The sequence below is a fragment of the Salinivibrio sp. YCSC6 genome, from assembly GCF_004916735.1.
GTDB lineage: Bacteria > Pseudomonadota > Gammaproteobacteria > Enterobacterales > Vibrionaceae > Salinivibrio > Salinivibrio proteolyticus.
The window spans coordinates 1,360,771-1,383,445 of the sequence record NZ_CP039516.1 but is presented as its reverse complement, the minus strand read 5'-3'; the positions used below and the strand labels follow the sequence as shown (position 1 = coordinate 1,383,445).

Annotated in this window: 17 protein-coding genes, 2 CRISPR repeat arrays and 1 riboswitch; of the genes, 8 read left to right on the top strand and 9 right to left on the bottom strand. The window is 46.9% G+C overall.

The annotated features are described in order from the left end of the window. Positions 1 to 181: 181 nt before the first annotated feature. Positions 182 to 1,470: a CRISPR direct-repeat array (repeat unit 28 nt; unit sequence TTTCTAAGCTGCCTGTGCGGCAGTGAAC). Between the two features lie 155 nt (positions 1,471 to 1,625). From cas6f to cas1f, 6 genes are read right to left on the bottom strand one after another with little or no spacing between them, the layout of a single operon-like run. Next, positions 1,626 to 2,264 carry a type I-F CRISPR-associated endoribonuclease Cas6/Csy4 gene (gene cas6f / locus E8E00_RS06335; protein ID WP_096628517.1) on the bottom strand — a complete coding sequence of 213 codons (639 nt, stop codon included), beginning with the start codon at positions 2,262 to 2,264 and terminating at the stop codon, positions 1,626 to 1,628. Positions 2,265 to 2,273: 9 nt separating this feature from the next. Next, a complete protein-coding gene (csy3, locus tag E8E00_RS06330; protein WP_096628519.1) occupies positions 2,274 to 3,317 on the bottom strand; it encodes a type I-F CRISPR-associated protein Csy3 in 1,044 nt (347 codons plus the stop codon). 11 nt (positions 3,318 to 3,328) lie between these two features. Further along, positions 3,329 to 4,270 (bottom strand): type I-F CRISPR-associated protein Csy2, encoded by a 942-nt coding sequence (gene csy2 / locus E8E00_RS06325; protein WP_077765955.1) that lies wholly within the window; start codon positions 4,268 to 4,270, stop codon positions 3,329 to 3,331. After that, positions 4,267 to 5,817, bottom strand: coding sequence for a type I-F CRISPR-associated protein Csy1 (locus E8E00_RS06320; RefSeq protein WP_240531884.1), 1,551 nt, complete (start codon positions 5,815 to 5,817; stop codon positions 4,267 to 4,269). The genes csy2 and E8E00_RS06320 overlap by 4 nt, the downstream gene beginning before the upstream one ends. Continuing rightward, positions 5,817 to 9,191, bottom strand: coding sequence for a type I-F CRISPR-associated helicase Cas3f (gene cas3f, locus E8E00_RS06315; protein ID WP_096628522.1), 3,375 nt, complete (start codon positions 9,189 to 9,191; stop codon positions 5,817 to 5,819). Before cas3f ends, E8E00_RS06320 begins: the two co-directional genes overlap by 1 nt. Next, on the bottom strand, positions 9,188 to 10,159 hold the full coding sequence (gene cas1f, locus E8E00_RS06310) for a type I-F CRISPR-associated endonuclease Cas1f (RefSeq protein WP_096628524.1): 972 nt from the start codon (positions 10,157 to 10,159) through the stop codon (positions 9,188 to 9,190). The genes cas3f and cas1f overlap by 4 nt, the downstream gene beginning before the upstream one ends. A gap of 254 nt (positions 10,160 to 10,413) precedes the next feature. Between cas1f and E8E00_RS06305 the strand changes: the two genes are divergently transcribed. The 3 genes from E8E00_RS06305 to E8E00_RS06295 all read left to right on the top strand — a co-directional run bounded on the left by E8E00_RS06305 (position 10,414) and on the right by E8E00_RS06295 (position 13,098). Beyond that, positions 10,414 to 10,737 carry a type II toxin-antitoxin system RelE/ParE family toxin gene (locus E8E00_RS06305; RefSeq protein ID WP_096628526.1) on the top strand — a complete coding sequence of 108 codons (324 nt, stop codon included), beginning with the start codon at positions 10,414 to 10,416 and terminating at the stop codon, positions 10,735 to 10,737. After that, positions 10,730 to 11,014, top strand: coding sequence for a helix-turn-helix domain-containing protein (locus E8E00_RS06300; protein WP_069587053.1), 285 nt, complete (start codon positions 10,730 to 10,732; stop codon positions 11,012 to 11,014). Before E8E00_RS06305 ends, E8E00_RS06300 begins: the two co-directional genes overlap by 8 nt. Positions 11,015 to 11,127: 113 nt before the next feature. Next, positions 11,128 to 12,595: a CRISPR direct-repeat array (repeat unit 28 nt; unit sequence TTTCTAAGCTGCCTGTGCGGCAGTGAAC). A 218-nt stretch (positions 12,596 to 12,813) separates the two neighbouring features. After that, positions 12,814 to 13,098: a TIGR03643 family protein gene (locus E8E00_RS06295; RefSeq protein ID WP_069587016.1), complete on the top strand. Its 285-nt coding sequence runs from the start codon at positions 12,814 to 12,816 to the stop codon at positions 13,096 to 13,098. A 321-nt stretch (positions 13,099 to 13,419) separates the two neighbouring features. Here the strand turns inward: E8E00_RS06295 and E8E00_RS06290 are convergent, their stop codons facing one another. Both E8E00_RS06290 and E8E00_RS06285 read right to left on the bottom strand, forming a co-directional pair. Further along, the gene (locus tag E8E00_RS06290; protein WP_096628530.1) at positions 13,420 to 14,583 is read right to left on the bottom strand and encodes an amidase family protein; all 1,164 of its coding nucleotides are present in this window, start codon (positions 14,581 to 14,583) and stop codon (positions 13,420 to 13,422) included. Between the two features lie 120 nt (positions 14,584 to 14,703). Then, positions 14,704 to 15,870, bottom strand: coding sequence for a J domain-containing protein (locus tag E8E00_RS06285; protein ID WP_168174033.1), 1,167 nt, complete (start codon positions 15,868 to 15,870; stop codon positions 14,704 to 14,706). A gap of 337 nt (positions 15,871 to 16,207) precedes the next feature. Continuing rightward, a riboswitch (glycine riboswitch) is annotated at positions 16,208 to 16,301 on the top strand. Between the two features lie 72 nt (positions 16,302 to 16,373). On the opposite strand from E8E00_RS06285, the gene E8E00_RS06280 reads away from it, so the two are divergent. Next, entirely contained in the window at positions 16,374 to 17,777 is a 1,404-nt protein-coding gene (locus E8E00_RS06280) for a sodium:alanine symporter family protein (protein ID WP_077639447.1), read from the top strand. Between the two features lie 123 nt (positions 17,778 to 17,900). Here E8E00_RS06280 and E8E00_RS06275 read toward each other — a convergent pair whose 3' ends face one another. Continuing rightward, the gene (locus E8E00_RS06275) at positions 17,901 to 18,578 is read right to left on the bottom strand and encodes an HAD family hydrolase (protein WP_240531885.1); all 678 of its coding nucleotides are present in this window, start codon (positions 18,576 to 18,578) and stop codon (positions 17,901 to 17,903) included. A gap of 306 nt (positions 18,579 to 18,884) precedes the next feature. On the opposite strand from E8E00_RS06275, the gene E8E00_RS06270 reads away from it, so the two are divergent. From E8E00_RS06270 to E8E00_RS06255, 4 genes are all read left to right on the top strand, one after another. Next, positions 18,885 to 19,469, top strand: coding sequence for an FMN-dependent NADH-azoreductase (locus E8E00_RS06270; RefSeq protein WP_069587020.1), 585 nt, complete (start codon positions 18,885 to 18,887; stop codon positions 19,467 to 19,469). A 162-nt stretch (positions 19,470 to 19,631) separates the two neighbouring features. Continuing rightward, positions 19,632 to 21,053, top strand: a complete 1,422-nt coding sequence (gene sbcB, locus E8E00_RS06265; protein WP_096631399.1) for an exodeoxyribonuclease I — start codon at positions 19,632 to 19,634, stop codon at positions 21,051 to 21,053. A gap of 199 nt (positions 21,054 to 21,252) precedes the next feature. Next, positions 21,253 to 21,744: a hypothetical protein gene (locus E8E00_RS06260; protein ID WP_077455865.1), complete on the top strand. Its 492-nt coding sequence runs from the start codon at positions 21,253 to 21,255 to the stop codon at positions 21,742 to 21,744. 71 nt (positions 21,745 to 21,815) lie between these two features. Then, a complete protein-coding gene (locus E8E00_RS06255; RefSeq protein ID WP_096628538.1) occupies positions 21,816 to 22,574 on the top strand; it encodes an ABC transporter substrate-binding protein in 759 nt (252 codons plus the stop codon). Positions 22,575 to 22,675 lie beyond the last annotated feature (101 nt).

Sequence of the window (22,675 nt, the reverse complement as noted above, 5' to 3'; positions counted from 1 at the left end):
TGTATTATGGCTTACATACAACATATTAGTTGTTCTTTAAGAAATTACAACGTATTCATTGTTTAATAAGTCACAACATCAAGACTAGCATGGTGCATTTACATCGGTTGATATAAGCGCTAATCGTGACAGGCGCCCATTGACAGTTTTTATATATCCAACACTGTAGCGGCGCTTGTATCACCTAAGCTGCCTGTGCGGCAGTGAACCATGCCTACGAATCGCCATCATTTCTTTGATTTTTCTAAGCTGCCTGTGCGGCAGTGAACCAGCATCGAGCGCGATCACGTTTTCGCCTTTTTTTCTAAGCTGCCTGTGCGGCAGTGAACAAGTCAGCGCCGAAAACCAAAGCTGACGTTAATTTCTAAGCTGCCTGTGCGGCAGTGAACCTGAAATCAGCGCTGAGTCAATGCGCAGCTCATTTCTAAGCTGCCTGTGCGGCAGTGAACAACAAAGACAAAATCGAAATCAAAGTCTATCATTTCTAAGCTGCCTGTGCGGCAGTGAACGTGACCCTGAGTGGAACGACTGGAAGATGAGTTTTCTAAGCTGCCTGTGCGGCAGTGAACGTGTGTTAGGGGCTATGGCCGAGTTTGAGAACTTTCTAAGCTGCCTGTGCGGCAGTGAACTATCAGGCACCGAGGAAAATCTAATGATTAAATTTCTAAGCTGCCTGTGCGGCAGTGAACGGCCACGGTCCCGCGCTTGGCATCATTCAGATTTTCTAAGCTGCCTGTGCGGCAGTGAACAGTACAATGGTGTTCACTGCGTTATTCGCTAATTTCTAAGCTGCCTGTGCGGCAGTGAACTAGCGACCACTAGTGTTCAAGCTGCGAACTTCTTTCTAAGCTGCCTGTGCGGCAGTGAACATCAAGCCGTACTGGGGGGGTGAAGAATGAAATTTCTAAGCTGCCTGTGCGGCAGTGAACGATAGCCAGCACGCGACAAGCGCCAGAATATTGTTTCTAAGCTGCCTGTGCGGCAGTGAACACACAAAAAAATAAGTTCCTTTAGTACCACATTTTCTAAGCTGCCTGTGCGGCAGTGAACAACTCGAAGTTGAAACATTCACCGACGATAACTTTCTAAGCTGCCTGTGCGGCAGTGAACTCTCGCCGGAGCTGGAAACCAAAACTCAGAATTTTCTAAGCTGCCTGTGCGGCAGTGAACATCTTGAGTGACCACCATGACGCCTCCAAAAATTTCTAAGCTGCCTGTGCGGCAGTGAACGAGCGTGTGCTTGCTCTGATAACGGTTGATGTTTTCTAAGCTGCCTGTGCGGCAGTGAACAGTTAAACGGTATACCGTAGATTTTACCGTTATTTCTAAGCTGCCTGTGCGGCAGTGAACAAGCATATTTTCTATTTCTAATGATGATTTTGTTTCTAAGCTGCCTGTGCGGCAGTGAACCAGCGCGGCGCGATCGCTTAGCATCACTAGTTTTTCTAAGCTGCCTGTGCGGCAGTGAACAATAGAATAAACCAATAAAAATAAGCTGCAACAGGCTGTTAGGGTAAGAATCATCTTTTTACCCTGTTAAAACTCACCTATTGCAACTATTTGTATTTAAAGCACATTTTTAAAGAGCAAAAATAAAGGGTAAAAACTACCCTTTTTTGTTCAATTTAAAAGTGCGGTACGGTCGCCAATATTGACTGCCCATTCGCTTTGCTACTCAAACCATAGCAATCGAAGCTCCCATCTTGTGATGTGCTTTGCTGCTGCATTTCAATAAACAGCGGGAACTTGCTGTTTTTTTCTGGTGAACGTTGCTTGGTTTGCTGGCTATGCAAGTAAATAAACGGCAAGGTGCACAACACTGTCGGCTTGCTTTGTTGCAAATCCGCTAAACATTCCACCAGCGGTTTGCCAGATTTTGCTGCCCATAGTGCGGCTTTTTGCTGCATATCCCGCTCTATTCGTTCGGGCGATTTCACCTGCTTGCGTACAAAGCTTACGTAAGTTACATCGTTTGGTACGGGTTTGATGCCTTTGATGTGTACATAGTCTTCTAGCCGAGTTAGCCAGCGGTGGATATCCAACGTTTCCAATGTCGTTTGCTCTTTTGCAAAGAGACGCAACTTACTGCCAAGCGGAAACTTTGCTTGACGATAATCAGGAAAACCGACCGCAACCAGAGATTGGTTGCTCGCCACTTTGTGCTCTACCAAAGCAATGTGCACTTGTTGAAAGACGTTTTGCCACAGGAAGCCTACTGCGATGTCGGCGTCTGGCAATAAGGTGATCTCTTGGTAGTAGTTCATCACTGCCACCTATTTGTCACTTTCGCCAAAAACTCCACCACGCACTAGTACAGCCATGACGTAATGTTCATCTTCTTCACGGGGCAAACTTTCACCGCGCGCCCACTTATCGAAGAAGGTATAAAAATCCTGCTTGTCTTTCGGGGTACGGAACGCCTTTCCTAAATTAGTGACAGCGCCATAGGGTTCAATCGCAATGGCTCCTGCACTTTGCTCTTCAGATGCGTAATCTGGGTACCAAGTATCAATGGAACGCAGTGCGTTACCAATTTTTTGTGAGTGCATCGCAGCATGTTCATTAACTGCATACAGGATTTTACTTTTCTTGGTTTTGCTGTTGCCTTTATCTAGCACTAACTCTTCACTTGGGTAAACTTCTTGGGCTTTACCCACCTTCGCGTAGCAGTCAATTTGCAGCATCAAATGGTCCGTTTCGCTGGCAAGTGCCTGAGCAATTCTGTCGGCCAAACTATTGATCTGTGAATCGTTATGATCAAAGTGTCGAGTACTGAATTGTTTGGAATTAAAAGTCCACGCCTGTTCAGCCCCTTTGTTCAATGCCTTGACTTGCACTTCAATGTCTTCTGCACCAACTCGGTTTCGCCATAGAAAACGGGCATTGGCAAGGTTGGTGGCATAGCGTTTCGCCAACTCAAAACATCCATATTTGGCAATGTACTGCGAAACCGCAGCACTATAACTCTGTTTGAACAGCGTATTGTTACATGCCGAAGGTTGGGCAAGCCCCCCTAATACTTTGAGTGTGAAATGGAGCTTCAAAGTATCGTGATCCTGCCCCAACGCACAGGCATCCACTCGCTGCAAATTTGGACTTTCAACTTTTGCATCGAGTTTAGCTGGATCTTTTTTGAAATCGCCTGCATCTTTCTTATTAAAGCGATTAGAAATCGTGCCACGTACCGATTTTTCTTGCAGGGCTAATGGTGTTGCTTGCTCTTTGGTTTCCCACTGGCATCCAAAGAGGTAACCATCCGATGGGACAAGCTTTTTTTCAAATGCGAGAACTGAGGCGGCATCGTTATTTTTAGCCATGAGATTGTTCCTTATTGATGTTCGTTGATAGCGTTAACTGGCTGACAAAGGTAAAGATCGTTTTCTAAATCGGGGTGGTATTGCCAAAGGATGTCATCGAGATGTTTGATTTTGTGCGCCATGACAAATTCACCCAGTGTGACCACACTTTCGGCAAAGCGATGCGGTACTGATGGATCGCGCTGATTTTTTGCCTCTCCTAATTTCGATATGCCCTGAAATCCGGTGGCAATAGGCACAATCCAGCCACTCGTCTTGCGCTGGCTATGCCAAACAACACTTTGGTCTTCAAGCTGTTTACAATGGTGGTGTACGGTGAGGTAACCCAGCAGCGCATCTATTGCGTCATCACCTTGCTGCATGGCGTCAATCATTAAATCGCGACGTTCAATCAGCACATAGCCTGGCATTAATTGGCCTAGGACTTGGGCAGTATCCTGCTCCGTAATCACAGATTTAACGGAGGGCTTCCCAAAGGAAAGAACGTCGCCTCCTGCCACTTTCATCGTCGCGATCACTGCTTGCAACTGCTGGGTAAAGTCTGACTGCTGAACTTGATCTTCATTGCCACTCCACTCAATGACTAAAGAGACGTCTAAGTGGCAGCGTGGCTCCTCGATAAATGATGGACTTGTCAGTGGCGCTTCAAATTTGGACTGGTATCTAGAACCGTATTTTTTTTTGAATTGTCCGTCAAAGATGCTCGGGTTTCTTGTTCCTAAAATAGAATTAACAAAATCGCCTTCGTCTTTATAAGTCTGTACATCACAACGGTGGCTCACCACCGCAGCACTATGCAGCATGAGATCGGATAAACCTGCTTGGCTGAGCTTGCGCTCTAAGGCATGCACAAAGCCTAACCATGCCGTCATGGCCGGAAAGCCAATAGTAAAGGGGCTTGAAAATGCATTGGCATTGTGAATTTTAAGATGCGGTAAAAGCAATACGTTCATCGCAAGTTCTCCTTATTGCTGGCAACCACCTCTTCTATTGCCAGCAGCTCTTGGTCTGCCAATGTGACGGGATTGGGGATCACTTTGCTGCGGCTGTAGTGATTGATTAAGCCACGGGCAATGTGGCGAGTGATTTTATCGAGCCACTCATCCTCTTGCTGACGCTGCTCTGCAAACTCTGGATAGAGCCAGATTTTTTGCTCCAAAGGCAACGCACTCGATAATTCACCGGAATAGTCTTCAAGAAACAGGCGCACTTGCCACATTTTTTCAATCACCAAATCAACGTATTGCTGAATGCGGTAGTCGCGCCCATCACGAATATTAATGTTGTTGTAGTCGGTGAGAAAAAGTCGATGCAGCGCTTCAAGGATTTCTTTGGCTTGCCAAGCGGTAAAACTCTCTTTAAAGAAATCCGTTTTCGGCAAACGAATATCACGCGGTATTAACTCCGGCGGTATGGACGATAACAAATAGTAAGTCTGGTATTTATTATTTAAACCAGAAATATTTTTAGGATGATCACCACCATGCTTTGTTACCGTAAGATCTGATAACGTTTTGTAACCCAGTTCATGATAATCATTGTTCTTTCTAGCTTTCTTCCCAGAGTAAGCTTGAGGTGAACGACTGGTAATCCAATCAATTTTGGCTTTCATATTGAAGACCAAACCAGCAGGTGTTAACAGAGAAAGTTGATGGTACTGCTCAAAACCAATAGGAAAATAAACTTGTTTTACAAACCTATCAGTGTCAACAGATTGCGAATAAATGCAATCAGTAAACATGTTCACAATATTCTCAAAAAACGCTCCACTAAGTCCGAATGTTTCGGCAAGCAATGCGACATTAGAATTTTTTAAGTGCTCTAAAATATAAACGTCGTTTATTTTCAAAGACAGGAATTTGTAGACCTTCAATTGAGTAGCATTGATGTGTAGATCAAATAATGCCTCTGCATTACCACTTCGAAGATAGCCGTCTTGATATTTCTTAAAATCCGTAGAATACACTCTCGGATATTTACAAGAAGGATGACTCATTTTAGAAGGATGACTAATCACAGTGCCATGCTTGCTACCTTCTGCGATCTTTTTGATCACCCCGGCTACAGATTCGGTTTCAAAGTTAGCTACTTTATCATGAGCCATACCATCTTTAAAAAAGAAATATGCTTCTAACCTTTCAGCGTAAAAACGTTCTGAAAGCTCAATCAAAACTTCTGATTCCTCACTAGAAATATCAAGTAAACTCCACAGCTCATCCAGTTTTGGATGACTAATTTCACACATAAATTTAAAAGTATTCTCATATTTGAATGTTGTCGCTCCTTCATTAATAGAACTAGTCATCAATAAACAGGCATCACACTCAGGAATCGACTTAGGCAAATAACTCTGCGGGCTAAGCCTCAACACCGCATCCAAGACCTTAAAATAGTCAGGTTTTTCTTTACCGTTATTGTCAGTTTTTTTAAAGGCTAAATCCGGTCTGTTTTTTATCAACCTGTCTAGACTTTGTTTTACTTCACTCTTTTCTTTTTCCATTATTTGACCTTAACCAATCCTAGTTGGTCGTTGTAGCTATATTGCTGGTTACCTTCACGGTAGATAAAACTGATTTCGCCATAGCGCACTGACGTGGCAAACTCTTGCTCAGGACTTGGACTGTATAAACGGACTAACTCACTGTAATCACGCTGTAGCCAAAGTTTTTGTTGTTGCTTTGGTGTCAGTGGCAGATGTTCAATATTCAAGGTGCGTTCAATCGGGTGTAAGCCGCCCGGTTCTTCACGCAAACAAAACTCGATGCTGCGCTCTTTTTTAACTAAGTAGATTTGGACTGTAGGTTCACTTTTACGAAAGCGTTTGAAGTGTTGCGGCAGTGCGGTCAGCCACCAGTAGCCGTGAATATGACCGTGCAGATGCTCATACCAACATGACTGCGGAGATCTACTCCGACGATTGCGGTTGTATCTATCCTGACGACTGTTCTTGGCTTGCTGTGGTTTGCCAATTTGATCGATGCCAAGGGTTTTCGCGGTGGCAAAGTGCTCTAGATCCGCTAAGTTATTGCGCGGTTCGAGCACTGCTCGCTTTTGAATACGGACAACGGCATTGACCGCATGCAACAGCGACTTTTTATCCACTAACTCAGATAAATCATGAGTGGCAAATTGGGTGGCGCTGTCTGTTTCATAGCCGGGATGATTAAATACTCGCTCTACTCCTCCCTTAAAGCCTTTAACGTTGTATTGCAACAAGCCAATGTTTGGCTCCAGAACCTCGCCATCACGATGCCTGCGTACCCGACCTGCCATTTGAATAATCGAACGAAAAGATGAGGGTTCAATTACCGCCCAGTCAAAGTCATGATCACGCCCCACTTCTTCAACTGGGGTGGCAACCAGAATAAAAATCAGGTTTTTCGCTTGGCAAGCAGTTAGGTGTTCACGAATCACTGGATGAGCAAATGCACAGGGCAGTTCATCCGCTTTCTCTTTGCGTTTGAGTACTTCATCCAAATGCTTTTCTTGCTCATGGCGTAGCAACAGCACTTGCTGGCTGTGATAAGCCATACAGCGCACTTCAGTATCGGAGGGCCAATCACAGCTCAGTAGATATTGGGTTAATTCGACGCAAGGTTGAATATTGGCAACCCGAACCACGCCAAACGATACTCTTGTTTGGCTTTCTGGCTCTAACGTGTTGTGATGCTGGTGTTTAGCTAAAACCGCTTGCTTGACTATCTCGAAATACTGCTCTTCTAGCGATTGTTCATTTTGTTTAATGCATGGAATGATATCGGCCTTTCTCTTCGCGACCTGCTGTTTTAACTTATCCACACGTTTAGACACAAAGCGTTGCTGGAAAGCCTCATAAGCAGCTAAATCAGCATCATCGCAGCCCACCATCTGAACATCAGCGCTAAATTCATCGACATAAACACAATTAACAGTACTGACTCGATCACGGCTAGCAGCAAAGACTTTCCATCCTTGACGATAGGCATTGTATAAACCCAATGCTAAATCCGGCAGTATGGTGGCAGAGGAAATCATCACTTTGCGCCCCAGCATGGCTGCCAGATGCACTAATCGGCCAATCGCAATCAGATCATCACCGGTAAAGTCGTCAATTTCATCAATCACCAAGTCGGATGACATTAAACGTAAACAGGGCAGAATATAACGGCCACCGCGTTTGGTTTCGGTTGCAGCCATAATATGATCGATGGTGCATACCAGTACTGGGGCATAAAGAAGTTTTCGATCTTTTTCTTTGGTTAAAACGGTCGTGAGCTCTTCTTCAGGTAGCACACCTTGCCAATATAGAACATCGTTTTCATCTTGAAGACTTTCCAAAGACTCAGAGCCAGCATCCGCTTGTTCTGGTTCAATGTCGTCTTTTTCAACCGCCTTACCCGATTGATGTAACTCTGAAATGGCTTTAGAGCCAATCAGCACTGCTAAATCGCTCTCTTGCAGTTTGAGCCGTTCTTTGTATTCGTCGCCGGTTTGCAAAGTGAGTGTGCGCAAGCCAAGTGCCAAGATAAATCGCAGACTTTCGCCCTCTTCAGATAACGCCTGCATAATTTTGGCGTTGGCGATGGTTTTTCCACAACCGGTACTAGCCATGTTCACCACAAAATAGCCTTGGCTTTTGTCTTCCGTGTGTTCTCGCCACTCGTTGATTTTGCGTACCGCTTTGTCTTGCCAACGGAATGCTTTAGGCGTGTTGGCCTTAGGTGTAAGCTCGCTAAGCTCGGTGGCTTTGAGCGGTTCGGTTTCAAAAAACGGCAGTAACTTCACTGTGTTCACCGCAACTTTAGCGACATTCACTAAGTGCTCATCCAGCTTTTGTTTACGTGCTTTAGTAGTGGGATCGGTGTTGGCGTACAGCTCTATCGATGTATTCCATTGATGATCATTAGGTTGTGAAGAGTAATAGTGGTCACCTAGCATCAGACACAACCTTGCATGGTGTAGAATCCCTCGCCAACTACCATCATTGATTGCCTGATCGAGTAAAGGCAGCTGATGCAATAGATCCTTTGCGCGGCGTTTTAGCTCAGTAAGCCAAGTCGAGGAATTAGAAAGCAGCCCTAACGGAAATTCAAAACATTTCGGCAGCAGTGCGTTGTACTCATCAAAGCGGTTTTCATAACCCCATGCAGGGGTAATTCTAGCCAACAATTCCTCTAAAGAAGCATTACCTACTTCTCGCTGGTTATTACATAACGCGTCTTCTTTTGGCAAAGGTAATCGATGATGAGAAACAATCAACCAAGCAATTAACGCTGCTGCTGTCGGTAATTCAGAAAGTGCTTTTTCTCTTGGTAATTCATTGATTTTAAAACAAGATTCATCAATACCTTGATTGATAAGAGTCGCCAACCAAGCCTCATCTTGAGATTGGTGTATTGGATTATCGACAAATTGATGGAATAGAAGACAAGATATCCACTCATGACGTAGCGGGTCACCTTTATGCTTAGTTTTAATTTCTGGATTTAACTTTTCCTGAAAAAGTAAAGAGGCTTTACCCCAATCGTGCAGCAAAGCGGCCATGCTCGCGAGTGATTTAATCAGTGGTAAATATTTCCAGTCATTTTCATAGTCACTGTTAAGCAAATCTTTCTCTGTACTATTAACAGGCACATATCCCTCTGCATTAAATTTATTTTTATTTCCCACCACCCATAACAACTGGCTGCGTGAGCGAGAGCGTATCCAATGACAACTGACCGCGGTGCTGCGGCTGGCGGTTTTGCTCAGCATTTTTCGCACCGTGTTTAAGCCATCTTCGGTGATCAGTGTTTGCCAGGTGTTATCACCAATTCGGTTGGCAAAGGCATCGAGCACACGGCGGGTTTTCTTCAGTGCCTTTTTCTCGCACTGAGAAATAAAGGTCACCATCATCGTTGCTGCTCCGTTATCTCATCTTCAGAGTCATCTTGCAGCGCAATGGCTTTGATGGTGTTGAACATAAAGTCCATCGCCTTATGCTCAATAAAGGCTTGCAGGACTTGTTGACGAAACTCTTGCTCTGTGACGTTTTCTTTGGCGCATACAAACGCCCAAGGCAGCACGATGGCATCTTTGATTAGGTCAGCCGCATCAAACACCAGCGCGCCACGGCGGGTTTTGCCATGCATCACCGCAAATCCGTGCGGGATCCCAAGCACCCACAAACAACTCGCCGCCAAGCCATAGGCTAAGTAGTTGCCGTGATTTAAAAAGCGGTTGGCGAGATCGTCGGCTTCATGCTGGCGTTTAAAACCGTTTTTTTGCGTGCGGTTCGCCGCGTGTTTGTAGAGTGCTTTGGTCAGCTGCGCTTCGGTAAGCAATAAATCAGCTGGCTTGCTGGCTTTCTCGGTTCGTTCCACAAAGGTATCCAGCGCGCTGGCCAATTCGGCCACATCAAACCCTTCAAGCTTAAGTTCACGGCTCGCTTGCCAGACCTGCTTTAAGTAACTCAAACGAGCTAGCTGAAAAGCCTTTGCAGCGTCCAGTCGCTTTTGATCATCAAACCAAAAAGACAACCAACCTTGCAGATATTCGGTGGGTCGATACTCGCTTTGCGGCGTAAACCATTCGACATCAGTTGCCATGTGCAGCGGTGTGCCTCCACCTCCGCAGAATCCAACCAGCACGCCCGCTTGCGAGAGCATACGCATCGCCGCTTGCGTAATTGACGTACCGGTGCCGAGCAGTAAGACGGTGGTATTGGCAATCGGGATATTAAAGTAGAGGTTTTCGCGTTTGGCCTCCGCCAAGTACAACACACGCCCGTCTTTTTGCATCACACGGCAATGCTCGAGGTAGTACATATTCGCACGTTTGGAGTGAAGTATCGTTTTAAGATCGGAGGGCGAGAGATCGTCCATGGGTGTCCCTTTCGTGATTGTCCGAGTGACCAAGCAGGTCACTCACAAGCATTAGAAAGGTAACAAAAATAGCAACGCATGCCCGTGAAACAAGGCACAGTTTAGGGTTTGAAGGAAGATCGCAATCTACTGTCTGTACGATTGTTATGCGAATCAGATAGCAATAATCGCCCACGATGACTGGGGATTACTCGGTATGATAAGTGGATTTTGACCCACAAACACTTATCATATATGATAATGAGAAGTGAAAGATGCACTGGAATATTGTTTTTTATCGAGGCGTAGAAGAGAGCATTCTCAACATGCCTCCTAAGATTCAAGCGCGAATGCTCAAGCTGCTTGAATTAATAGAAAAACATGGCGCAAATTTAGGCCCTCCTCACACAGAATCATTAGGTGACGGCCTGTTTGAAATTCGCGCCAAAGCAAAAGAAGGGATCGGGCGAAGTCTATTCTGTGATTTAGACGGTCCCAACATCTATGTCCTTCATGCATTTGTGAAGAAAAGCCAAAAGACACCAAAGAAAGACTTAGCATTGGCAACAGGGCGTATGAGAGAGGTGAAAAATGAATAGCTTACAGGCATTAAAAGCGAGAGCATTACAAAACCCAGACGTGAAACAAGCATACGATGAATTGACGCCTGAGTTTGAATTGATCGATATGTTACTCAGTATGCGTAAGCAGGCCGGGCTAACTCAACAGCAGGTTGCAGAACGTATGGGGACGAAAGAAGGCAATATTTCTCGACTTGAAAAAGGGAAAGGCAATCCAACCGTTAAAACCCTGTTTAACTATGCAAAAGCATGCAATTGCAAGCTTAACTTTGGCTACAAACATGCGCCAAATTAACGTGTATGGTCAATACCAGTCATGCGCTTATGTTGATATTGAACCATCCCCCTACTTCCTCTATGCCACGACCCACCAACAATGAACTGGCATCAAAAAAGCAACTATTTCAGTGTCTAAGCTGCCTGTGCGGCAGTGAACAGCAAAACATAGCTCAGTATGGTGGATCGCAATTTCTAAGCTGCCTATGCGGCAGTGAACGGCTCTACGGCAAGTCAAAACGGATCCATCATTTTCTAAGCTGCCTATGCGGCAGTGAACCACTTGAAACCATTCAAAACGAACTACGACCATTTCTAAGCTGCCTATGCGGCAGTGAACCGCTTAACCGACTTGCTGTAAACCTTGTAATATTTCTAAGCTGCCTATGCGGCAGTGAACGACGACAGATATTTAAATCTGGACGGCGTTAATTTCTAAGCTGCCTATGCGGCAGTGAACGTTCGTTGATGTCTTCCATGCTGCTTTTGACTTTTCTAAGCTGCCTATGCGGCAGTGAACGCGCGCTGTCTTCCCATGAAAAATCCGCTGTTTTTCTAAGCTGCCTGTGCGGCAGTGAACTGTTAGCTTCATGTCACCGACTACTTACCCTTTTTCTAAGCTGCCTGTGCGGCAGTGAACAATGGTCACGACATATACGCGAGGAAATTATGTTTCTAAGCTGCCTGTGCGGCAGTGAACGAATTACCGGGCATTGCTAACCGTTGTATTGATTTCTAAGCTGCCTGTGCGGCAGTGAACACACCGCGCTTTATATCGTCGGTGAAACCGTCTTTCTAAGCTGCCTGTGCGGCAGTGAACCACAACCAACAATGAGTGAAACAGATATGACTTTTCTAAGCTGCCTATGCGGCAGTGAACAATCTGTGCTTTTGCTTGGTCCACCAGCGAGATTTCTAAGCTGCCTGTGCGGCAGTGAACAAAATGATTGAAGACAGGCGCGATTTGAGCGATTTCTAAGCTGCCTGTGCGGCAGTGAACTTATGGTTAAACATTGGCTGCGTGAACATGAATTTCTAAGCTGCCTGTGCGGCAGTGAACTTTGACATTGCGCAGCTCGTTGTCATTGTACTTTTCTAAGCTGCCTGTGCGGCAGTGAACATCGTTGCCGTTGATAAAATTCACCGCATCAATTTCTAAGCTGCCTGTGCGGCAGTGAACTCACAGTAACCCTTTATTGGATGATGCGGTTTTTTCTAAGCTGCCTGTGCGGCAGTGAACTGCTTGGCGCGACGTGCAATCAAAAGGCTGGTTTTCTAAGCTGCCTGTGCGGCAGTGAACCTTCTCTGACGTACCGAAAAGTGGCTCATCAATTTCTAAGCTGCCTGTGCGGCAGTGAACATACAAAGAGAACCGCTGTAAAGCATCATCTATTTCTAAGCTGCCTGTGCGGCAGTGAACTTGGCGATGGTTACACCGACGCTGAGAAAGTATTTCTAAGCTGCCTGTGCGGCAGTGAACGGTTATCAATTCGGTGCCACGTCCATCCGTTCTTTCTAAGCTGCCTATGCGGCAGTGAACGATCACCCAAAACTGATAATCGTCTTTCAGCTTTTCTAAGCTGCCTATGCGGCAGTGAACAATAGAATAACCTAACAATCGTTCGATACAACAGGCTGTTAGGATAAAAATCGTCTTTTACCCTTGTTAAAAAGGGCCTTTCGTAACTAACTGTATTTATGGTTTATTTTTAAATATCCCAAAAACAAGGGTAAAAGCATTGATTGGTCAGAAAGAACACGCTGATCGGTTTTTCCTGTGCTACCCGTATTATTTGCCACCAGCATAAGGAGACAGATATGGCTTTGAACGAGCAACCGGGAGAGATTGACCGAATTATAGAAATGGCGTGGGAAGACAGGACTCCTTTTGAAGCCATTGAAACACTCTATGGCCTGCGACAAGATGATGTTATTGCGCTGATGCGCCGTGAGTTAAAGCCGCGCAGCTTTAAGGTATGGCGTGAACGCACAAACGGGCGTAAAACCAAGCACAAAGCGCTGCGTTCGGCGTCTGTGGGCCGTAGTCATTGTAAAAGCCAATATAAAGTAAAATCGTCTAACGGTAAGGCCAATCGCAGATAAAAATGATGTCACAGCGAAGCGTCTGAGTGGTTAATTGATCGTCTCTGTCACGTTATGGAAACGTGACACTCAAATTGTCACTTTCTACTGGCGGTTAGTCTGTGCTTCAACCTCAAAGCCAATCTAACTCACAGCGTTATTTTTCAAATAGTTATGCGTTAAAAACAACACTAATCCAACTAGTTATCCACAGTTTCTGTTGATAGTAAATCGACATCGGATAACTTATTTAACCTTTAAATATCAATAAGTTAATTGCATAAAATACAATTTTATAGAAATTTCTTGACGACAGCGTGGCTAAAGATTCCAGATCTAAGCTTAACCGACCCAACGGTGTGCTACTTCCATCAATAACTTATCTTTGTTGGGATGTGCCAGCAATGTGACACCGTAAGGAGCTTCTTGGTAGTTAAATAATGGCAAGGTTAACTGCGGTAGCCCACAAACATCGGCCAGCGCCATGAGGCGTCTTTGTGCCACATTAAAGATGTCGCTTTGCTCTTGGCCTGCGTCTCTTGGCAAGATCTCGCCCGGCGTAGACGGTAGAATCAATACTTTATCACTTGGCCACATCGCACATACGGTATCTCTGAGTTGCTTGCGCGTTTTTTTCGCTTGGAAATGGTCTTTGTAATTTATCGCTTGAAGGCGGGCTAAGTAGCTTTGTGTGGAAGACGGCAAGTCTAGCTTTTGCTTTTCCAGCCATTCTTGATAGACCAGTAAAAACTCATGGCTAGCAATGGCAACTTGGGCGTTCTCAATGCGTGTTAAAACGAGTTTGTTCATCGCCAACGTGGTTTCATGCGGTAAAGGTAACGCCTCTAATTTTTTGTAGAAACAATCCATGGCTTCATCACTGTAATAGAGTGCGAAGATAGGTTCCGCCAACACGACTCCGACAATGTTTTTGATCGCCGTTGAAGGTTTCGCCACCAGCTCTTGGAACTGGCTAATTGGCGCTAATGCCTGACTACAGACACCGGGATTATCAAACGTTTCTGCCGCGGGTAGCAAGCCACTGGCGTCGATGAGCCCTGGCGTAGGCCGATAGCCAAATAAGCCACAATGTGCCGCCGGGATGCGTACACCGCCAAAAGCATCATTACCAATACCTAAGTGAGCCAGTTTTTTTGCGACTGCGACGGCAATCCCTGCATTACTGCCGCCGACGCGATACTTGCGGTACTTTGGATTGCGAAGCTCAGCATAGAAAGGATTGAGGCCGGTAATACTAAAGGCGAGCGGATCCACTTGCAGTTGGCCAATTAAATTGGCGCCTTGGGTCATCATGGTGTGCAGCACCGCCGCATCTTTGGCCGATTCAGTGCGCCCTTCCGACCATGCAGGAATACCGATCCCCGACACCAAACCTTCTACCGCTACAGAGTGAGAAACGGCAATGTGATAACGCCTGAATACCCCACCGCCGCTATCCTGACGAGGTGGATCATACCGATGCGCAAACATGGCTTGGTCTAACATTGGCGTTCCTTATCACAAAATCAATCGAGCCTTATTGATCAGTGTAATACAGGCGCGACAAATCAGGCGCCTGAGTTGGGCGGTAAACCATGTCGATGCAAATGAAAGTGTTACTGGTTTTTAAAAGTTTGCCGCTGTCAGCCCTGGTGCTCGTTGACACGATTGTTCAAAGGCACTGAGTTGAGGGGCAAGATCCTCACTGACAAAGGTATCGTCAAATATTTTCACTTTGCGGGCGAGCTGCCAACTATCAATCGACGCGCCTTGTCCGTAGGGAATTGCATACACATGAAAGTGTTGACGCTGAGTAATGTAGTCAAGATTTGGCGGTACGCGTAAAGGTTGATAGGTGGTATTAAGGTAGACGTAAAACTCCCCTTGGCAATTGGCCACCACATACGAGCCTTGCTCACTGCGTAACGCGAGATAAGGTTGTGGTACTTTATCAAACTGATTCACATGCCATTGATTCGCTGTTGCAGTTAGCTGGATCATCGGAGCAGTCGGCATGGACGCACGCGAATCGCTTACCTGGGGTGTCGGCGTCGGTACAGGCGCCGTTGTTTGATTGTTTTCCAACGGTTCGACAATTCTGACACGTTGCGCCACCTCTGGGGCTGATTGGCCTAACAATGTGCTCATCATGCTTTGCCAGTGGCTAGTCGGCAACATCAGCACCGCAATAACGCCCCAAGAAGCCAATATCCAACGCCATGCTAAGCCGGGCTTTGCGGCTTTAAGCGTCACTGGCGTTGCTTTGTGTTTGAGCTCGGTTTCCAGTTGTTCAACCTGAGATAGTGCCTGTTTTAATTCTCGATTGAGCTGTTTACTCTCTTTCTTGTCACTGTCATGTTGCTTTGATAACCGCTGATGCTGCTCTTCTAAGACATGATGTTGCTTTTCCAGCTTCTGATAGTGCTCCCGCCATTGGCGATTATCAAACTCCAGCTTGGCAATTTTCGCGGTCAGATGCGCAGGGATTTGGTTGTTCGCTTGGCGGGCTCGTAAAGTTCGATTCTCTTGCTGCAATGCGGCGAGTTCTTTTTGTAACCGCGCCACTTGGCTACGCAATGCTGCCGTGCCATCAGCAGACTGTTGACTGTCGAGCGGGCTGTGATCGCCCTTGCCATTTTTAACCGCTTGATACGCTTCACTGACAAGCTGCATCAACCCTGTGCTTCCACCTTTATCTGGATGCACACGAATAGAAAGTTGACGATAGCGTTGTTTAATTTGCTCGGCGCTTTCACTGGCGCCAACGCCTAAAAGTTCGTTCCAAGTGGTCATATCAGGGCCCATCATTACGGCTTCGTCTTGCGAACTTAATCACAAGGTGTTGATCCGTGTTATCGGCAAAGGATCACATTTATTGAGTATTTATGGGTCCAGATTTCAGTATAGCCAGCACCATATTGTTCGGAGATAAAAGTTTAAAGAGTGCAAATTTTGCGCGCTTCTTTAATTGATAAGAGTCTTTATTGATTTTTGCATTGCATTCATATTTCTGTGATCTATCATACTTACCGCAATATGACGTTCCGATGAAGACAGCAGGAGAGAGGTGGCATTCGCCATCCGCCGAAGAAGTAAATCTTTCAGGCACTTAAATGTATGGACTGCTGTTGGAGGAGCCTCTGGAGAGACCCGTTAAGTCGGGCGCCGAAGGAGCAAGCTTGTTTTCAAGTGAAACTCTCAGGCAAAAGGACAGAGGAGATACCCACCCCAATATGTAGCACTTTTGTTAATATTAGTGTGGCTTATCTCCTCCTTTGATGTTTAAAGGGGGATAAATGCAATTTCTAACTCAATTACCAGATATACCATCACTTCTCGCCACCATTGACGACTGGATATGGGGCCCACCGCTCTTACTACTGCTCACCGGAACCGGTCTATTCTTTACCGTACGGTTAGGGTTTATCCAGCTACGCCGTTTACCTTTTGCACTAAAACAAATTTTTAAACCGGCGGATGCCTCAACCCAAGGCGATGTTTCTGGTTTTGCGGCTTTATGTACAGCATTGTCCGCGACTATCGGAACAGGAAATATTATTGGTGTCGCAACCGCTATCGCGCTGGGCGGTCCCGGCGCCCTATTCTGGATGTGGCTAGCCGCGTTTTTAGGCATGGCAACCAAATATGCAGAATGCTTGCTAGCGGTGAAATATCGCGAAACCGACCACAAGGGCAATATGCTGGGCGGGCCCATGATGTACCTTTCTAAAGGGGCTGGGCAACCGCTGTTAGCGAAGCTGTTCGCGCTGTTTGGATTAGGCGTCGCCTGCTTTGGTATTGGCACCTTCCCGCAAGTTAACGCCATCAGCAGTGCCGCTACTCACCTGTTCAATATTCCCACCGTGGCGGTTGCAGGGATCTTAACCGCATTGGTGGCTCTGGTAACCATTGGCGGGGTGAAGTCGATTTCAGCCGTAGCAGCCAAAATCGTTCCCGTGATGGCGGTATTCTATGTGGTCGCGTGTTTATGGGTGCTCGGGGCGAACATTGAACAACTCCCACACGCCGTCGCGCTGGTCTTTGAGTCCGCGTTTACGGGAATGGCAGCAACCGGTGGTTTTGCCGGTGCGGGAATGATGCTTGCGATTCAAGCCGGTATTGCACGCGGCGTATTTTCTAATGAGTCGGGACTGGGCAGCGCCCCTATCGCCGCGGCTGCAGCCAAAACCGATTCGTGCGTTGAGCAAGGCCTTGTTTCCATGACCGGTACTTTTATCGATACACTGGTGATTTGTACCATGACGGGCCTGACCTTAATTCTGACCCAATCATGGTCAGGGGAGCTGGCAGGGGCCGCGATGACCTCCCATGCCTTTGCAGTCGGTATGGAGAGCAGTATTGGGCCCATGCTGGTGAATATTGGCCTGTTATTTTTTGCCTTCACCACCATTCTAGGCTGGCATTACTATGGTGAGCGTTGTGTCGCTTATTTGTTCGGTAAACGCGCTATCTATCTATATAAGCTCATTTTTATTGGATTGATTGCATCAGGATCCTTTATCCATCTGAACACCATTTGGATCCTTGCTGATATCGTTAATGGCTTAATGGCGATCCCGAACCTGATTGGCTTGTTGCTACTTCGCCATGTGGTGATCAACGAAACGCGCGCCTACTTTAATCAAGAGGCGGCGAGCCCAGCCCGTGCCGAGCATACCACTTGCAGCCAAGTGCATTAAGTTACGGCTAAGTGTATGAGTGGCTCGTTACCACCTCGGTCAGCCCGCTGATACAGCAAACGTAAAAAAGCCGGTGAGTACACCTCACCGGCTTTTACGTATTACTCAACAGGCAGTCATTGCTTACGCAAACTTCACCGCGTCGGTTTCTTCTATGCCTAAACGCCCTAATATGGCGCGAGGATTAACAAAATCGTTGATTCGGGTGTGGTGTTCCACTTTATCCCCTACCGCGACGAACTCATAATCCAGTGATTGAGTCGCCTGTTTGTCCCATACCCCGTCACCAAAATAAATTCGGCGATCAAACTGCACGCCATAATCTTGCTTGGCGCGGAACGCCGCGAGTGCCATCACTTCACTGCGGCTCATCGCATCCGAGCATGACGAGAACACGATACCATCGACATTAAAACCGGCCGCCTTTAACTTCATCCGCGCGGTTTCTTCCCAGCCACCCGTCGCAATGGCAAGGGCGACAGAAGGTACTTGACGCATCTCATTGATAAACTCGACCGCGCCCGGAATGGGAGTCATACCGTTTTCCGCAATGGCGTGCGCGAGCTTTTGCATAAACACACGTTTCACTTCTCGGAAAATGGTGATTTTCTCTTTTTTCAGATCGTTTTTATCGATGAGTTCTTCGATGATACCTGCGTCGGTGATATTGGTGTATCCACCCCAATCATCAGGCACTGTCAGTCCCGTCACAGCAAAAATGGCTTCACTAAAACACTCGTGGTCCATGTGGCAGCTGTCTACCAGCGTACCATCCACGTCTAACATAAATAGATTTTTCACGCGCTATTCCTCAAATCCCGTTGCGTCCACACAAGCACACGGCTTGTTGATTTGATTGTGGCGCTTCCCCAATGCAAGCTGTCTGTCCGACACAACGGCCATTATAACATTATTTTTACATTTTGGACGACAGCCGAGCGCAATCATACGCCCCTGCTTGATAACTGCCAATGCTCACTCGAAAAGTTGTTACATCAACGAAATTTTTGAACAAGTTTAACGAATCCTTGACGTGGTGTTTTTACGCCCAAACTCTACACTAACCAAGGTCGCAATATGCAGCCCGTTAATTTTAAGGAGAACGTAATGAAAGCGCTTGTCATCAAATCAAGTATTCTTGGCCCCCATTCTAGCTCGAACGCCGTGATCGATGGCGTGGTGAACAACCTATCACCTGATTCTTTGGTTGAGCGTGACTTGGCAGCCAATCCATTGCCGATCCTTGACGGCGAGCTTGCCGGTGGCCTTCGTGGCGGCAGTGATCTGAATGAACGTCAACAGCAAACGTTGGCGCTTTCTGACCAGTTGATCAACGAGATCCAACAAAGCGATACGCTAATCATCGCCGCCCCGATGTATAACTTCACGGTGCCCGTACAGCTGAAAGCGTGGATTGATCTTATTGCCCGTGCTGGCGTGACATTTCGCTATACCGAAAATGGTCCTGAAGGCTTAGTGACAGGTAAGCGCGCTATCGTTGTCACCACACGAGGTGGGATGCACAAAGGCGGTAACACCGATCACGTGACAGGTTATATGCAAACCGTACTTGGTTTTATCGGTATTACAGACGTTGAATTTGTCTACGCGGAAGGCCTCGCCATGGGTGAAGACTTGGCCAGCAAAGCCATTGACGATGCAAAACAGCAGCTCAAAAAACTGGCTTCTTAATCGCAAAAGACCCATTGTTTGGTGCAAACGCCTGCCAATGTGCAGGCGTTTAGGTTAGCAAGCGCGCGAGGATTGGTGATCCGCGACGCCAATGTTACCATGTGCGGTCTAATGCAGGTGGTTGAGCCTGCTTTCTTTTCTTTGATCAGATTGGATGCGATTGTGACCGACACCGCCCAGCCAACGTTTTTTATCTACGACTTTGAGACCTTTGGCACCCACCCGGGTAAAGACCGCCCTTGTCAGTTTGCCGGCGTGCGCACTGATAGCGACTTCAACGTGATTGGCGAGCCCTTAGTGCTGTTTTGTCAGCCACCGAATGATTATTTGCCCGCACCAGAGGCCTGCTTAATCACCGGGATCACACCACAGTTAGCGGTGAAAAAAGGCTTACCTGAGCCCGAATTTATCGCCCGTATCCATGAGGCGCTCTCTCAGCCAAATACCTGTGTCTTCGGATATAACAATGTACGCTTTGATGATGAGGTGACCCGCTACACGTTGTACCGTAACTTTTATGACCCATACGGTTGGAGTTGGCAAAACGGAAATTCACGGTGGGATTTACTCGATGTGATGCGCGCTTGCTATGCGTTGCGCCCCGAGGGTATTGAGTGGCCGCATGATGAAAATGGCAAGCCAAGCTTTAAGCTGGAAAAACTCTCGGTTGCCAACGGCATTGAGCACAGTAATGCGCATGATGCTATGGCGGATGTATACGCCACCATTGAGCTGGCCAAAAAAGTAAAAGCTGCGCAACCGCGTTTATTCAATTATTTGCTGACCCATCGCCATAAAAACAAAATCAAAACCTTGATTGATGTGGTGAATATGACCCCACTGGTTCATGTCTCGGGTATGTTTGGCACCGAGCGAAGCAACACCAGTTGGATCGTGCCGGTTGCTTGGCATCCTGAAAATCCCAATGCGGTGATCACCATTGATTTGGCGCGAGACCCAGCACCGCTTTTTGAGCTGGATGTCGATGCGCTGCGCGAGCGTTTGTATACGCCTCATCATGCACTCGCGGAGGATGAATTACCGGCACCACTGAAACTCGTGCACATCAACAAATGCCCGGTCTTAGCTGATGCCAAAACGCTACGTCCGGAAGATGCTGCGCGCTTAGGGGTGGATCGCGAAGCCTGCTTGCGTCATCTAAAAGCGCTCAAAGCCGCACCAGAGCTGAGAGAAAAGCTGGTTGCCGTCTTTGCCGAATCAAAACCCTTTGACGATCAGGACGTCGATAGTGCCCTATATGCAGGCTTTTTCTCGAAAAGTGATCAAAGTGCGATGGAAATTATTCGTGCGCGCGATCCTGAAAACCTTGCCGCGCTCGATTTGAGCGTTGACGACTGGCGCATAAAGCCGCTGCTGTTCCGCTATCGCGCGCGTAATTATCCGTGGACACTGACTGACGCTGAGCAGCAAAAGTGGTTTGTGCACCGTCGCGACTATTTCGAGGCCCACTTGCCTGCATACATGGAAAACTTACAGCAATTGGTCGATGCTCACCAAGACGATGAACACCAGCTGAAGATCCTCAAAGCGGTGTACTACTATGTGGAATCCTTGGTCAGTTAATTTTGCTTCCCTTGCCGTGGTATCATCGGAGCCGCTGGCAAGGGAAAGCCTACTATCTTTCTGATAGATAATCGCTTTTCAAAATTTCCTCACACGCTGCCCAACTTCGTCTACCAAAAAAAACGTCCATATTCTAGTTGCAGAACCGTGATTTGAGTCCACACTTTTAAAAAGAGTATCGTGTGGAGTGGGCTCAATTATGACAACCAAAGTGAATACGCGCTGTTATCGATTTGCGGATGTTGATTTCGAACCAGAAAGCAGAACCTTATATTGGACCGACCAAACCATCACGGTACTGTCCTACGAAGAGTCACGCATGCTAGAAATGCTTTGCTACTACGCGGGAGAAGTGCTATCCAGCCGCACGCTATTTAAGCAAGTTGCATTACCGGATAGCTCGTTTGCGCAGCACCAAAGTGTGGTGACGTCTTTAATGGCAAAGTCCTATCGTAACGGCAAAAAGTGCTTGCCCTTTGAAGTGGTGGGCGAGTTTGGCTATCGCGTTGCCTTGCCCCAACAAACCCTGTCGCATCGACCCGCACCGAGAACGCAACCACAAGCCGATGAGCCACCATCGCTCGCCAAGCCAGATGATTTACAAGCGGCAGACTTTAGTATTACCAAACCACTGATTGTGCTACTTAGCGCTGCAACCGTGATTATTGGAATAACAGCATTACTCACTTAAAACATTTACTTTTGTGGGCTTTAGAGCCCACAGCATCTCGTCGCGAGCTTTTGTTGGTTGAAGGAGGCTACATGGCAAAACATCTACTGCTATTGCTACTCTACATTCCTCTGCTGCTTCTCTCCGACGCATGGGCTCAAAGCGATAATAGTGTAAAAAATAATGCCCCAAAAACGCTAGTAATCCACATGGGGGAACTGCCGGGACTGATAAACCTTGACGGGTCAGGGCCGTTCGTGGATTTTGTACGCTTTCTCGATGACCAAGACCCGAACACACAAATCGAAATCACCGTATTTCCCATTCATCGCGCGATTAATGGTATCGTACAAGGCAGTGCCGATTTAATGCTGCCCGCCGTGCGCCCAACGAAAACAGTCACCGATTTGCCCTTTGCATTTAGCAGTGAGTCGTTTGGCGATGTCACCCATGTTTTATATACCCATAAGAATAATCCCCTCCCCGTTGATGTCCTATGGGCTAATCCGAGACCTTATACGATTGAGGCAGTGCCTTACTACATGCCGTTTAAAGTCGAACGTTCGCACGGCATAGAACAATCCTTGCGCCGTCTCGCCGCTGGCCGCATTGATGGGTTTGTTTGGGCACAAGAAGAAGCCGATATGATGCTCAAGCAGTTAGGGCTGACCAATATTCGCCGCGCACATTTTGCTGATTTTCAAGATGTATTTGTGATCCCCAAAGGAAAGAAAGGTCAGGCCATTGATGCCTACCTCACCGCGTTGATCACTCGCCTGCGTGACAGTGGCGCTTTAGCGCGTGAGTATTATAAAGTTCATCGCCCCTACGTGGACTGGCAACCGGAATAGCAAGCTTCACGACTGTATTTAAAAGCAATCATAGTGACTGTATTTACAGGCTTAAAAATGTTGACGTCACTCTAAGTTTGAGCAACAAGATCATATTTGCA

Excerpts from the sequence above, each read along its gene's own strand:
- cas6f (WP_096628517.1), bottom strand. The coding sequence starts at position 2,264 with ATGAACTACTACCAAGAGATCACCTTATTGCCAGACGCCGACATCGCA.
- csy3 (WP_096628519.1), bottom strand. The coding sequence starts at position 3,317 with ATGGCTAAAAATAACGATGCCGCCTCAGTTCTCGCATTTGAAAAAAAG.
- csy2 (WP_077765955.1), bottom strand. The coding sequence starts at position 4,270 with ATGAACGTATTGCTTTTACCGCATCTTAAAATTCACAATGCCAATGCA.
- E8E00_RS06320 (WP_240531884.1), bottom strand. The coding sequence starts at position 5,817 with ATGGAAAAAGAAAAGAGTGAAGTAAAACAAAGTCTAGACAGGTTGATA.
- cas3f (WP_096628522.1), bottom strand. The coding sequence starts at position 9,191 with ATGATGGTGACCTTTATTTCTCAGTGCGAGAAAAAGGCACTGAAGAAA.
- cas1f (WP_096628524.1), bottom strand. The coding sequence starts at position 10,159 with ATGGACGATCTCTCGCCCTCCGATCTTAAAACGATACTTCACTCCAAA.
- E8E00_RS06305 (WP_096628526.1), top strand. The coding sequence starts at position 10,414 with ATGCACTGGAATATTGTTTTTTATCGAGGCGTAGAAGAGAGCATTCTC.
- E8E00_RS06300 (WP_069587053.1), top strand. The coding sequence starts at position 10,730 with ATGAATAGCTTACAGGCATTAAAAGCGAGAGCATTACAAAACCCAGAC.
- E8E00_RS06295 (WP_069587016.1), top strand. The coding sequence starts at position 12,814 with ATGGCTTTGAACGAGCAACCGGGAGAGATTGACCGAATTATAGAAATG.
- E8E00_RS06290 (WP_096628530.1), bottom strand. The coding sequence starts at position 14,583 with ATGTTAGACCAAGCCATGTTTGCGCATCGGTATGATCCACCTCGTCAG.
- E8E00_RS06285 (WP_168174033.1), bottom strand. The coding sequence starts at position 15,870 with ATGACCACTTGGAACGAACTTTTAGGCGTTGGCGCCAGTGAAAGCGCC.
- E8E00_RS06280 (WP_077639447.1), top strand. The coding sequence starts at position 16,374 with ATGCAATTTCTAACTCAATTACCAGATATACCATCACTTCTCGCCACC.
- E8E00_RS06270 (WP_069587020.1), top strand. The coding sequence starts at position 18,885 with ATGAAAGCGCTTGTCATCAAATCAAGTATTCTTGGCCCCCATTCTAGC.
- E8E00_RS06260 (WP_077455865.1), top strand. The coding sequence starts at position 21,253 with ATGACAACCAAAGTGAATACGCGCTGTTATCGATTTGCGGATGTTGAT.
- E8E00_RS06255 (WP_096628538.1), top strand. The coding sequence starts at position 21,816 with ATGGCAAAACATCTACTGCTATTGCTACTCTACATTCCTCTGCTGCTT.